Origin of the sequence: Haloquadratum walsbyi J07HQW2, assembly GCF_000415985.1 — an archaeon.
Classification (GTDB): domain Archaea; phylum Halobacteriota; class Halobacteria; order Halobacteriales; family Haloferacaceae; genus Haloquadratum; species Haloquadratum walsbyi_B.
Genome location: NZ_KE356561.1, coordinates 2,896,279 through 2,909,328, shown reverse-complemented (window position 1 = coordinate 2,909,328; position 13,050 = coordinate 2,896,279). Strand labels below are relative to the sequence as shown.

The window sequence follows — 13,050 nt, the reverse complement described above, 5'->3', positions numbered from 1 at the left end:
AATCGTATGATCTATAAAGAGCCAATTCAGGATGTACATGTGAAACACGGATGGAGGACGTGATTCGCACCGTCAAAGTCAAACTCAACGTGCCCGACGAGCGGTGTGACGACCTCCATCAGACTAAAAATCAGTTCTCCACTGTGCGAGTGGGCTTGGAGACACCCGAACGACTACTGCGTGACCTCGAAACAGAAGGCCGAGAACACCCTCTACGACCAACTCCGAAACGAGACAGAGTTGACTGCAAACCTCGTCCAGAAAGGGATTCGGCGTGCTATCGAGACCATCAAAAGCGGTATCGCCCGACTCAAGAAAGGCGACAACACGAGTTAACCGCACTTCGATGCGTGGAGCGTTGTCTACGACAAGCGTTCAGCGACGTTCCACCGTGACCACGTTTCCCTTTCGACAGTGAACCGTCGGGTCGGGTCGGGTCGAGTGTGACTACGTGATTCCCACCGACTCAGAGGGAGCGCCGATTGGTGAGTACCTGCTGAACGAGGACTACGAGTTCCGTATGTCCACGGTGCAGTACGATCGCCCCACAGAGTCGTTCTACCTCCACGCACGGATGCGCCGAACCACGGGAGCAAGAGCACGAGCAAGGGCACGAGCACGAGCACTCCACGACTCCTTCTTCCGATACCAAGCACAGAACAGTCCTTGGTGTTGACCTGAACGTGGACGGCTCGCTCGCTGTAACTTCCACAGGCACGTTCATCGGGAACGCCGACGAGATGAACCACCGACGCCGAGAGTTCGAGAAGACTCGCGGGTCGATGCAACAGACAGGCACACGGTCGGCACAGTTATCAATTCAGTCGATGCAAGACCACGAACACAGCTGGATGCAGGATGAGCTCCACCGTGCCTCGAACCATATTCTCGAAGAGGCCCGCGACCACGGCTGTACACACGTCGCATTCGAGAACTTGACTGGGATTCGTGACCGGATGGCTGGTGCAAAGCGATTCCACGCATGGGCGTTCCGCCGCCTGTACCAGTACGTCGAGTACAAAGCCGAGATGTTCGGTCCCGAGGTGACGCAGGTGAATCCTGCGTACACGAGTCAACGGTGTTCGTCATGTGGCTTGACAGATGACTCGAATCGGCGGTCGAAACACCAGTTCGTGTGCCAGAAGTGTGAGGACGAGTTGAACGCGGATTATAACGCGAGCAAGAACATCGCTCGGAAATTGTTGAAACGTCTCCGCTCGGGGCAGAAGTCTTCGAGCGGAGGCGCACCCTGTCAGTGTGCGCTACCGTCAGGGACGCTGAACCTGAACGGCGATTACACCGCCTCCGTCCACTGACAAGCCCACGACTTCAGTCGTGGGTAACTGACTCCTATCTTTGTGGTATCTGTATTCTGTATTTGCTCGTCTTATTGTCGATTCATCTTTTCGAGAAAGGAAATAAATCGGTCAACATCAACTCAGCTTGACTGTGAGAGCGGAACGTGACCAATAATCACATGGACATTGTTCCGACAAAGGCAATCACAAGTACGACGACAACAAGAAGGACACTTGTTCCGATCGTTGCCTGTAGGCTTCCATCAGTCAGCGTGTCCGGGTCTCGTTGGAGAAGTATCGCGGCTGGTCGTCGGACCGCGCTATACGGATCAGCAGTAATCGTGAGTGAGCGCGCTGCTATAGTCTGAATCATAGTATCAACGGTCGCGAATAGTTCTGTTGTTCCGCGAACGAGTCCACGAGTGATATAAAACGATCCAGGATTGATCACGGCATCAACATCGGGAATCCTTCCAAGATTGGATATTGGTCGTTTGACAAGTGCGAATCCAATGATGCCAAGCACAGCAAGAATGACACCTTCAGCGAGGTGCCCCAGAGTGAATGGATGTGCATCAGCAGTGCTTCCCGGAAGAAGTGCAAAGAGTGCATCTGGGAATAACCCAAACACGACACATAACACTGCGACGCCGAGCATCGCAATACGCTGACCAGTCGCTGATGGAATAATGTCAGTATCGGCATTATCACCGATTGCTCCCGAATCAGGAGCTGAGCGGATGAATGCATAATACCCGAATTTAATAAATGACATGAATGTTCCGACGCCAGCCGCAAGTAATATATAGAAGATTCCATCAAGATTCTTTTTATCAGCTGCTGCGGTGATCATGCCCTTGCTGACAAAGCCATTAAATCCAGGAAATCCGCTAATCGATAGCGCTGCGATGGCGAACGCCAATCCAGTGAGTGGGAGATACTGGCGAAGTCCACCGAGATATTTTAGATTTTCTTCACCAACACGAGAGACAACGACACCAGCAGTCATGAACAGCAGTGCTTTATACAGAATATGATTGAATACGTGTGCAAACGCGCCTGCTGTCGCCAGAGCGGTTCCAATCCCGATCCCGGCAACCATATATCCAACCTGTGATTGAATGTGATATGATAGTAGCCGGCGCATATCATTTTGTAAGAGTGCGTATACAACGCCGACCAACGCCATTGCTGCGCCCATGTATGCAATGAGAATGTTTCCGTCAGGGAAAGCACGGGCAAGACCGTAGACACCAGTCTTTGTTGTATACACACAGAGGAAAACGCTCGCAGCGATATGTGGTCGGGGATATGTGTCTGGAAGCCACACATGTAATCCTACAAACCCAACGTTAACACCGATGCCAACAGCAGCAAGTGCAGCAGGGACACCTGGCGTCAATCCAGTCGCTGCGGTAAATAGGAATGATCCGACATCAACATAATGCCAGATTATGGCTGCAATCAGTAAGCTTCCACCGATGCCGTGGTAGATGGCATATCTGAATCCAGCACGAACGGCTTCACCACCGTAGTCCCAGACTAGTGCCGTGCTGGTAATAGCCATCAACTCCCAAAAGAAAACGAGGGTTAACCAATCACCGGCAAACACTGATCCAACACTTGTCCCGACGTAGCCAAGTGCAAAGGCTGTCTGTCGGTTCGATGCCTGTGATGAGTATGAATAAAGGACTGCCGCTGCACCAATTGTCCCAAAGATAACGCCCATTACCCGGGAGAATGCATCTACATTGAATAACACAGCATCGAATCCAAGGAATGTAACCGGTAAGTGTGCGCCAGTAGGCGAAATAAGTGAAATAATTGCAACACCAGCGGTCACAATCGCCCCTAATCCATGACCAACTCGCCGTGAGAGAAATGGCGCAATGAGCGCGATACTGAGAATTGCAAATGCAGGTGGAAATGGAAGCACGAACTCGATGGTCGGTAATGACGGTGCCGCAGCAGCCGGGAGTAGTGCATACGTGATATCAGAGAAAGCAGTGGTGATTGACCGTGAAAACGTCCCGGTAAGTGTAAACACGTACATGATGGCAGAAATCAATGCAGAGAGCCCACTCATATTATTACCCCCATTACTGCAGAGACAATTTGCTCAATCAGCGAGAGAAACGCAATCTGTTGTGGGATAATCCCAAGCGCAATTGCCCCAGTAACAGCAACTACAATTGGTGCAATCATAAACCACGTGCTCTCTGTCCAAATAGTGCGCTGTTCCCACATAGGATCTGACATATGCGAATCGTGTTCTTCGGCTTCAAGTGTATCATTATCACTTGAGAGATCAAAGTCAGGACGATTGTTCGGCGTCGGTGTCTGAGTATCTGTATGACTGTTGCTGGCACTGGTACCGGCACCAGTACTTGTATTTGTATTTGTATTTGCTTCCATCTCACTCTCAGACACATCGGCAGGCGGGGCATCTGATGTATGAGTAGATTCGGTTGATGGGTCTGGTGATGAACTAATTTCCATGTCACGGCTGTCTTGTGTTCTATTCATATCTGGTGTTGCGGTTTCATTATCAGGCGCTGGTGAAGACGCATCAGCAGTGGCTTTCATTTCTCCAGAGTCTGTTTTGCTAGAGGTATCGTGGTCGCTTGGATAAATATCAACAGCGTATGTCGTTTCTGCGTCTGGATCGCCAGGATTATTTGCCATTTGTTGTGGTTTTTGTTGCGCCGATGCATCGTCAGCATCGCCAGACCGTTCATTGATAATGGTATCAACTACATCGGTACTGTCATCGCTATCGTCAGTGTCGGGGGCTTCGTCGTGGTCATCATCATATTCATGTCCACGACCATCGGTTCGAGTTGAGTTCCATCGACCACCGAGTGAAAATTCGATGACTGGTTTCGCATCTGTTTCGGCTGCAGTTTGGAAAAATGCCTGATATACAATCGGCCAGAAATATGCGATATTTAGTATCCCCGAGCCAAGCAACACAACTGCGAAGATTGGATAACCGGCGTCAACGGATCCAATAAGCAGGTACCACTTACTCACAAATCCTGCGACAAGTGGCAATCCAGCCATTCCAACACTTGCAACAGCAAACGCACTCATTGTCAGTGGCATTCGCCGACCAATTCCAGCCATCTGGCTAATGTTATCGGTATGAGTCTCAACATGAATAGTGCCTGCACAGAAGAATAGTGTTAATTTCATAAACGCATGTGCAGGGATGTGAAGTAACCCACCGATGAGTGCTGCCGGGGAAAATAAGCCAAGCCCAAGGACGATATATGAAAGTTGACTAATCGTTGAATATGCAAGTCGTCGTTTGAGATTATCTTGTCTCAACGCGATCACACTCGCAATGACAATCGTCACCGCAGCAACAGCAGCTAGTGGCACCCCAACTCCCAGTTGTGCAACTGTTTCTGGACCGTAAACGTCGAGAACGAGACGAGAAATCCCAAAGACACCACTTTTGACAACCGCAACAGCATGTAACAGTCCCGAGACTGGAGTTGGGGCGACCATCGCGTCTGGGAGCCATGAATGGACGGGAATGAGTGCTGCTTTTACACCAAATCCACCAGCAAGAAGGGCAAAGGCGCCACGAGCGAGAAGTGGGTCGATGGAGGCGAGTTCAGCAATTCCCCCAGGGGTAAATGCAACAGTACCGGTTGACCAGAAAACAAGCACAATACCGGCAAGAACGGCAACACCACCACCAAAGGTGTATGCAAGATATTTTCGACCTGCTGCCCGTGCTACATCGCTTTCATCGTGTGTGACAAGCGGATACGTTGCAACAGTGAGCAGTTCATAAAAAATATATAGAATAATGAGATTTGATGCAAAGGCAACCCCGATTGCTGCGCTAACACTTCCTGCGAAAGCAGCAAAGTATCGCGTTTGTGCATGCTCATCCAGTCCGCGCATGTAACCAATGCTATAGAAGCTCGTAATAATCCACAAGAAGCTTGCAAGAAGTGCAAAGAGTGTTCCAAGCGCATCTGCGCGAAGACTAAAAGCGACACCAGGGACAAACGTCCCGAGATTGGTAACATACGCACTACCACTAAGGACAGCGGGGAGGAGGCTTGCAATGACACCAGCCGTCGAAACAGCAGTGAGAATTGTCGCTCCCTCTCGAATATTCGGGTATCGGCGTGAGAGAACAATTCCGGCGATACCGATAGCCGGGAGGATGACCGCTAATAGTGGTCTTAATGATGTAATCTCAGCCATTAGAAGTATACCTCCAATGCTGGTTCCAAGACGACAATAAGATCTGATGCAGCAAGTCCAAGTCCGATTGCACTGATTGCAGAGAGTGTGACGATTACACGAGTTGTTGTACTAATTGATGATGGTAACGTAGCATTGCCGCCATCTGTTGTCATGTTTGTACTCATGTCTGATGTTTGTTCATCAACTGGGACCGAAGACGGTGATCGGAAATATAGGCGTTCAACAATACGTAAGAAGTACGCGAGTGTAAGCATGGTGCTGACAACAGCAACCGTTGCAACAGCCCAATGACCGGCTGACACTGCACCAAGTACAATCTGCCATTTTCCGGCGAATCCAATGGCTGGTGGGACACCAACAAGCGCAAACGCAAGCGTTGCAAATCCAAGACTCACAATCGGTGCACGTCGACCAAGACCGATCATATCATCAATCGTCCGCCCTCCAGCAATGCTTGCAAGCCCTCCAAGGGCGACGAATAGACCCGCTTTCATAACAGCATGACCAACAAGATGGACTAAACTCCCTGTGAGCGCTATTTCATTCATTACTGCGATTCCAGCAATAATAAGACCAAATTGTGCGACCGAAGAATATGCAAGCATTCGTTTGAGATCTGATTGAACGACAGCCAGGACGGATCCGACAATGACACTCACTGCCGCAGCCCATGCAAGCGCATCAAGTGCAAGCGGAACAGCCGATGCAAATGAAGTGCTGAACACTGTGTATGTGATCCGGAATATCGCATATGCGGCAGCAGTAGATACCAATGCAGCAATGTATACGGTGACGCTGTGTGGTGATTCAGCATATGCATTTGGCTGCCATGTATGAACTGGGAACAGGGCTGTTTTAATCGCAAGTCCGGTCATCAACAATGTAAACCCGGTCACGACAAGTGGTGTGTCATATCCAACTGCCGGTAATTGACTCGCAAGATCAGCCATATTTAATGTCCCCGTAGCGATATAGAGATATCCGACACCAAGGAGGTACAACGATGCGCCAATTGTTCCAACAAGAAGATATTTGACACTCGCGAGTGCTGCTGCAGGTGATCGGTTGGCGGCTACAAGTGCATATGTTGCGAGACCGGTAATCTCGAGAAAGACATATAGATTGAATAAGTCGCCGGTAATGATGACACCAGATACGCCAGCAGTAAGCAACAACAGTTCACTGTAGAACGCATTTTGATGTGGTCCAGCACGACGAGCATACGCGACAGTAAGAATCGTTATAATCGAAACGAGAACGACAAGCACCGCAGTAACACTATCAGCAACAAGTTCAATGCCTATCGGTGGTTGAAATCCGCCAACAGCATAATTAAATTGACCGCTATTTAGTACCTGTTGTGCAACGATACCTGCAAGCCCGAGATGCACAACTGCAGTGATAGCCGCTGTAACCCATCCAGCATCGTTCCAGAGATATCCAAGAGCGACTGGGAAGAGGGCTGCAAATAATGGAATGACTACGAGTAATGGAAGCGCATCAGTCATTTAATTGCACCTCTCGAATCACATCTTCATCAAGACTACCATACGCATTATACACACGAATAATGAGTGCAAGTGCAACAGCAGTGAGGCTCACTCCAACGACAATAGCGGTCAAGATAAGCACGTGTGGGAGTGGACTCGCATACACAGCCTCAGTCCCCTTTTCAACAAGCGGAGGGGCGGCGTTGTTGACATACCCACCAGCAATGAAAAACAAGAAGATGCCAACCTGAAATATATTTAGTGCAATTACCTTCTTGACAAGATTTGAGCTGTTGATAACTCCATACAACCCAATACCAACTAATGCGACGTAGATAATATAACTGAATCGTGAGGTAAGTAGTTCAATTGGAGTCATGAGCCATCATTTTCCTGTTGTTTCTGTGGTGAAGGCTGAGTAATATCTCCCTGCGTAAGCATGTCTCCGCGGGCAAGTGTATAAAATAGCCCAATGAGGACACCTGAGACAATCGAACCAATTCCGAGTTCAACCAGTTCAATTCCGTATTTTATACCAGTAGTTCCAATATCATATGCAGCGTATTCGAGAAATTGACCATTGACCAATATCGAACCAAGTCCGATGATAATGAATAATCCGCTACCAGTCGCAATTGCAGTTCGGATGAGCGGTCCTTCGATCCATCTTCGTGTCGCATCGATGCCGAACGCGAATGCAAGGAGCAGAACCGTTGAGGCAACGATGACGCCACCTTGGAAGCCACCACCAGCGGAGTCAGCACCATGGAACATCACGAACAGCCCAAAGGTGAAAATAAATGGGACTACCAGCCTAACAGTCGTCATAATAACTGTGCTTTCAACGTATGTAGGGTTAGCAATACTTTCTGTACGGTCGTGAGTATCAGCGGACGTCGATGTGGGTGTGGATGATTTGTTACTCATGCATATGACTCCTGTTGAAGAACAACGAGAACGGCAAGCCCAGCAGCAATGACAACGGTCGCCTCACCAAGGGTATCAAAACCACGATATGCGGCTAGCACTGCGGTAACAGCATTTTCAACTCCTGTCTCTGGATACGCGTTCTCAATATAATATGATGTTACTGATGACGTTGCAATGGGTGACTGTGGACTTCCGACTGCGGGGAGATCATCAACCGTTGTCGCAAGGAGTCCAGCGAATAATATGGCTGTTATAGCCGCACGGGGGTCAACTTTTTCAAGAAGTCGGTCACCACTCTGACGAACTGTTCGTGCAATTGTCACAAGAAGCAGTGTTGTTGTGATACCAGCTCCAACTGCAGCCTCCGTGAGCGCAACATCTGGTGCTGCAAAGAGAATCCATGTGATCGCAACACCAAAACTGAACGTGGCGAATGCAATAATTGCATTAAGTACATCCTGAAGCAGGACTGCCGCAGCAGCGACAACCACAGCAAGCGAGAGGACAGAAGCAAGGATCCCCCACTGAAGTGGAGTCATCGGTCCTCACCCTCCGCATTTGCACTCGCGTTCACATTCACTTCTGCTTCCGCCTCTGCCGTCCATGGGACGATGTTTTGATCATACGCTGCACGCGTGATAGCATGTGCAGCCGTCGGATTTGTAATGAAAACAAATACTGCTAGTAAAACTGTTTTCGCCGTTGTCACACCACTCCCAAATACCAGTGCAACACCCGTTAGTGCAAGCACAATACCAAGAGTATCATTTTTTGAGGTAGCGTGCGCACGAGTGTACAAATCGGGAAGTCGAATAACACCAATGGTGGCAACAAGTCCAAAAAATGTCCCGAGAAGAACAAGTACAGTGGCAATAATGTCGAGAGGAGACATTTTAGAGCACGTCTCCGCGTTCGACAGTAAATTTCGAAATAGCGATACTCATCAGGAAATTCAACATTGCATACACAAGAGCAATATCAAGAAAACCAGGACGATCGAGTGCTGCCGCAAGGAGTGCTAGAACAACGACTGTTGTTGTCCCAACGCTATTCACTGCGATAACTCGATCCTGCATCGTTGGTCCAGAAACGATTCGATATGAGAGTATGACTGCTGACAAAATAAGAATAACAGCAGCCCCAATAAACACAGCTTCGATTGGGTCGTTAAGACCAAGATCAATATTACTCTGTATAATGGCTGTTAGCGATATAGACATTAGTCAGCCTCCTGTGGTGTCTGCGATGAAGATGACTCAGTAATGATATCGGTATTGAGATCAGACTCGGAGTCAGGATCAGTTGTAATCGAAACGATACTATTGCGCTCTGTCGGTGCCGGAAGTCGGGCGCCTGCCCGTCCGTAAAAAACGAATCGGACTGCTCGCTCTAGACCACCGGCGCTAAGATCAGCACGTGCGCTTTCAGTCAATGTGTGGATGTAGAGCCCATCATCAACATCGACTGTTAACGTTCCAGGAGTAAGTGTGATGCTGTTTGCAAGCGTCATCACTGGGAGGGCCCCTCGAACGCCAGCGCGAAACTGCTGCATCTCCGGGTCGATTGGAAGCGATGGATGAAGAATGATATACGTAATTGCAAGATTCGCTTTTGCAATCTCCCACAAGAGATATGGAACAAATACACCCATTCGGAGCACACGAATACCAGTTTGAATGAACCCTGGCGAAGTAGTGAATGTAATATTCGAAAACGCGATTGAGGCAGCAAGTGCAGTTACCGAACCAGTCAAGAGATTAAATGGGGTTATCGATCCGGCGATGAGGAGATAAAATACATTGCAAACAAGAAATGTTGCAATACCTTTCGTCAGCGTTGAAGGGGTTGATATTCGCGATCGACTGGTTTGGCGGTCAACCGGAGCTTCCTCAACGGTACAGTCCGTCTGTGCGAGGGCTGTCTCAAATGACCGAAGCATCGGTGCTCCTCCACCAGGTTGGTATTCGGGATCGATAATAATCCGATTAAGATCATGTTCTTCAGCGTAGTCAGTGGTGATCTCAGCAAAGTCAGCAGGACTGAATAGATATCGATCCGTGCCAAGAAGTGCCGTTTCGATCTCGATCACATTCTCATCGGCAGTATCAGCATTTACAGAACCTTTCGTTTCCGCTTTCGCTTCCGCTTCCGATTCCGATTCCGATTCCAGCAGCAGTATTCCTATCCTCATCTGCCCACACAGTCACGCGTTCTAAAAGTTCATCACCCGAAGAAATATTACCAGCAGCGCCGTCATCAACCGCTCGTTGTCGTGAGAGATAAACGAAGTGGACAGCCGGATCCTCACTCGCTGTTGCTGCTGACTCAGCAGCGCGAACTGCGTACGCAACGGTATTTCGAATCGTCGTGGACTCTCTGACAGGTACGAGCAGACGAGAATGTGCATCAGCAGTGCTGCCCGCCATTATTACTCACCTCCGGCGTGGATGACCAGCGGTTGTGCGTCATCGGGCTCTCGGCTCATATGTTATTGACAATTGTTGAAGCACCCAAATACGTCTTCCGTTCCATTGTAGCTAACTGACATATGAAGGTGATATCAGACATTCAAATGATGATGCAATTGGCCTGAAGCAACTTGCTCTTGTAGGTGACACTGAGTTCACGCCTCAGTCATCTCTCAGCGCTGTTGCCGGTGAAACAGCACGATATACGATAATAATAGCTGAATGGAATGGGCAAATAATCCGGATCATTTGGAGATCGGCGAATAACAGACGAGGAATGACACTTGCAACGTCAATAGCACCCGTCCGCCAAGCTTCTCCTGTATTCCATCTTATTCAGCCATTTGTGCTGAGGTTACTCAAAATTAATCAGGGCTTTGATGATCAAGAGTAAACAGTAGATATAAAAATTAAATTAACAACACACTCAATAACAAGATGAATCGTCAGCTTTTATATATGACATAGAATACCATCGACATGGATAAGCTGCAGCAATCGCTACTTGAGGCGCCAATTATTGAGAAAGGTGATTATGAGTATTTCGTGCACCCTGTCAGCGATGGTGTCCCAGTGTTACGACCAGAGTTACTTCGTGAAATCGTTATCAAGATCATTCGCAAAGTCGAGGTTGACAATGTTGATAAGATTGTAACACCGGCGGCAATGGGGATTCATATCTCAACAGCCGTGTCGTTGATGACTGATATTCCACTCGTTGTTATTCGAAAGCGTCAGTACGGGCTAGAAGGTGAAGTCTCACTCAGTCAGCAGACGGGCTATGCTGAGAACGAGATGTATATTAATGATGTTCGTGATGGCGAGCGAGTTCTTGTTCTTGATGATGTTCTCTCTACGGGTGGAACAATGCGGGCAGTACTCGATGCACTCGGTGAAATTGGTGCAGAAGTCGTTGATACCGTCGCTGTGATCAAGAAAGCCGGTCCAAACGAACTAGATAATAGTAGTCATAATGTTAAAAGTCTCATTAATGTTCGTGTGACGGATGGAACAGTTGACATTGTAGATTCTAGTGGGGACGATTAGCTCTTATCACAGCGGTTCAATGACAAACTCCGGCTCTGATATCCGCTCAGACCGACAATCGGGACAACGTGATGGATTATTGATTGGGTCATCAAACCGATCAAAGCCACAGTTTTTACATGTCGGAGGGGCGACCAAAAATTGTTCATCAGAAGCTGAATCAACACTTCGTGCAATATGATCGACATGCCCAAAGACAACGCTGCGAGGGATATTGACGAGCGATCCTAATTCTGAGGCTGTTTGTGGTGTTGTCCGGATTTCGGCTCTGATATGCTCTCGCGTTGTTTGTGCGTCTGATTGTGCTGTGGGTTTAGTATATTCTACCGTGTCGTCAGTCGATGATTCTGATTCTGTGGTCGTCTTAGACCCTGGCTGATGCGCTGAGTCTGCTTGAGAGTGGGTCTCTTCTGTGTCAGGTGATAGATTATTTTTATCCATTTATATCAATAGCAGCTCCGGGGGAATATATATTTCAGGACGATTCACTGTATTTTCATACTGTTTGGAAACATACTTGTCACTCCAGAAAGAGTCCTAGGCTATGAAAGCAGTCGTTCTTGCAGGTGGGTACGCAACACGGATGTGGCCAATCACAAAAGACCGACCAAAGATGTTTCTGCCAGTTGGTGATGGCACTGTTATTGATATTATCTTTGAGGATCTTGAGGAAGACAGCCGGGTTGATGAGGTGTTTGTTAGCACAAATGAACGGTTTGCCGATGATTTTGAGTCTTATATTGAGTCATCATCGTATGAGAAACCAACATTATCTGTTGAGGACACAAGTGAAGAAAATGAAAAGTTCGGAGTTGTTGGTGCGCTTGAACAGCTAATTGACCGCGAGAACGTTTCGGATGATCTCGTCGTTGTCGCTGGTGATAACTTACTTTCATTCGATCTGGGTGAGTTCGTCGATTTCTTTGAATCGAAAGGAACCCCTTGTCTGGCTGCGTATGATGTTGGATCGAAAGATCGTGCATCGTCATATGGACTGGTGCAGCTTGCTGATGATCGGGTTATCGATTTTCAAGAGAAACCAGACAATCCAGAAAGCACGTTAGTCTCGATTGCATGTTATGCATTCCCAGCAGAGACGCTTCCAAACTTTGAAACATATCTTGCAGATGGGAATAATCCTGATGAGCCTGGCTGGTTGATGCAATGGCTACAGAATCGAGGATCTGTACATGCGTTCACATTCGATGGTGCGTGGTTTGATATTGGAACGCCAGAGAGTTATCTTGATGCTGTATCGTGGTATCTTGACGGAGAAACATTCATCGATAGTACAGCAACTGTCGAAGACTCAACACTAGGTGATAATGTCCACATTATGTCTGGAGCGTCTGTTGTTGATTCTGAGCTTGAACGAACAGTCGTGTTCAAAAACACCGACATTAATGCTGCGACGATCAGTGATAGCGTTATTGATCAAGAAAGTAGCGTTGAAGCGGTTGATCTCGCTGACACACTCATCGGGTCGTACTCACAAATCCGTCACTGAAAGTGGTGTCTTTATTCCACTACTTTTGATTCACATTTAGCTGTCAGTAAGAAAATAAGCAATCCATCCGTACTCATATG

At 48.1% G+C, this 13,050-nt stretch carries 13 protein-coding genes and 1 pseudogene; 3 read left to right on the top strand and 11 right to left on the bottom strand.

The genetic code is table 11. The features are described from left to right. Nucleotides 1-50 precede the first annotated feature (50 nt). Nucleotides 51-1,347, top strand: a pseudogene (locus tag J07HQW2_RS13725) (RNA-guided endonuclease InsQ/TnpB family protein). Between the two features lie 126 nt (nucleotides 1,348-1,473). On the opposite strand, the gene J07HQW2_RS13720 reads toward J07HQW2_RS13725, so the two are convergent. Genes J07HQW2_RS13720 through J07HQW2_RS18875 form a run of 10 tightly spaced genes read right to left on the bottom strand, consistent with a single transcriptional unit; the run spans nucleotide 1,474 to nucleotide 10,374 of the window. After that, nucleotides 1,474-3,384, bottom strand: coding sequence for a Na(+)/H(+) antiporter subunit D (locus J07HQW2_RS13720; protein ID WP_021056173.1), 1,911 nt, complete (start codon nucleotides 3,382-3,384; stop codon nucleotides 1,474-1,476). Beyond that, on the bottom strand, nucleotides 3,381-5,525 hold the full coding sequence (locus J07HQW2_RS13715) for a cation:proton antiporter (protein WP_021056172.1): 2,145 nt from the start codon (nucleotides 5,523-5,525) through the stop codon (nucleotides 3,381-3,383). The genes J07HQW2_RS13720 and J07HQW2_RS13715 overlap by 4 nt, the downstream gene beginning before the upstream one ends. Then, the gene (locus J07HQW2_RS13710; protein ID WP_021056171.1) at nucleotides 5,525-7,036 is read right to left on the bottom strand and encodes a monovalent cation/H+ antiporter subunit D family protein; all 1,512 of its coding nucleotides are present in this window, start codon (nucleotides 7,034-7,036) and stop codon (nucleotides 5,525-5,527) included. Before J07HQW2_RS13710 ends, J07HQW2_RS13715 begins: the two co-directional genes overlap by 1 nt. Further along, complete coding sequence (locus J07HQW2_RS13705) at nucleotides 7,029-7,397, bottom strand: cation:proton antiporter subunit C (protein WP_021056170.1); 369 nt, start codon at nucleotides 7,395-7,397, stop codon at nucleotides 7,029-7,031. The genes J07HQW2_RS13710 and J07HQW2_RS13705 overlap by 8 nt, the downstream gene beginning before the upstream one ends. Next, nucleotides 7,394-7,945 carry a Na(+)/H(+) antiporter subunit B gene (locus J07HQW2_RS13700; protein ID WP_021056169.1) on the bottom strand — a complete coding sequence of 184 codons (552 nt, stop codon included), beginning with the start codon at nucleotides 7,943-7,945 and terminating at the stop codon, nucleotides 7,394-7,396. The genes J07HQW2_RS13705 and J07HQW2_RS13700 overlap by 4 nt, the downstream gene beginning before the upstream one ends. Beyond that, the gene (locus J07HQW2_RS13695) at nucleotides 7,942-8,487 is read right to left on the bottom strand and encodes a DUF4040 domain-containing protein (protein ID WP_021056168.1); all 546 of its coding nucleotides are present in this window, start codon (nucleotides 8,485-8,487) and stop codon (nucleotides 7,942-7,944) included. Before J07HQW2_RS13695 ends, J07HQW2_RS13700 begins: the two co-directional genes overlap by 4 nt. Beyond that, a complete protein-coding gene (gene mnhG / locus J07HQW2_RS13690; RefSeq protein ID WP_021056167.1) occupies nucleotides 8,484-8,840 on the bottom strand; it encodes a monovalent cation/H(+) antiporter subunit G in 357 nt (118 codons plus the stop codon). Before mnhG ends, J07HQW2_RS13695 begins: the two co-directional genes overlap by 4 nt. A 1-nt stretch (nucleotide 8,841) precedes the next feature. Beyond that, on the bottom strand, nucleotides 8,842-9,168 hold the full coding sequence (locus J07HQW2_RS13685) for a cation:proton antiporter (RefSeq protein WP_021056166.1): 327 nt from the start codon (nucleotides 9,166-9,168) through the stop codon (nucleotides 8,842-8,844). Beyond that, a complete protein-coding gene (locus J07HQW2_RS13680) occupies nucleotides 9,168-10,037 on the bottom strand; it encodes a monovalent cation/H+ antiporter subunit E (RefSeq protein ID WP_021056165.1) in 870 nt (289 codons plus the stop codon). The genes J07HQW2_RS13685 and J07HQW2_RS13680 overlap by 1 nt, the downstream gene beginning before the upstream one ends. Before the next feature lie 16 nt (nucleotides 10,038-10,053). Then, nucleotides 10,054-10,374, bottom strand: coding sequence for a hypothetical protein (locus J07HQW2_RS18875; RefSeq protein ID WP_021056164.1), 321 nt, complete (start codon nucleotides 10,372-10,374; stop codon nucleotides 10,054-10,056). Between the two features lie 522 nt (nucleotides 10,375-10,896). Between J07HQW2_RS18875 and hpt the strand changes: the two genes are divergently transcribed. Then, nucleotides 10,897-11,463, top strand: a complete 567-nt coding sequence (gene hpt, locus J07HQW2_RS13675) for a hypoxanthine/guanine phosphoribosyltransferase (RefSeq protein WP_021056162.1) — start codon at nucleotides 10,897-10,899, stop codon at nucleotides 11,461-11,463. A gap of 6 nt (nucleotides 11,464-11,469) precedes the next feature. Here the strand turns inward: hpt and J07HQW2_RS13670 are convergent, their stop codons facing one another. Beyond that, nucleotides 11,470-11,736 (bottom strand): transcriptional regulator, encoded by a 267-nt coding sequence (locus J07HQW2_RS13670; protein WP_048075698.1) that lies wholly within the window; start codon nucleotides 11,734-11,736, stop codon nucleotides 11,470-11,472. A 271-nt stretch (nucleotides 11,737-12,007) separates the two neighbouring features. On the opposite strand from J07HQW2_RS13670, the gene J07HQW2_RS13665 reads away from it, so the two are divergent. After that, nucleotides 12,008-12,970 (top strand): nucleotidyltransferase family protein, encoded by a 963-nt coding sequence (locus J07HQW2_RS13665; RefSeq protein WP_021056160.1) that lies wholly within the window; start codon nucleotides 12,008-12,010, stop codon nucleotides 12,968-12,970. Nucleotides 12,971-13,050: the final 80 nt, after the last annotated feature.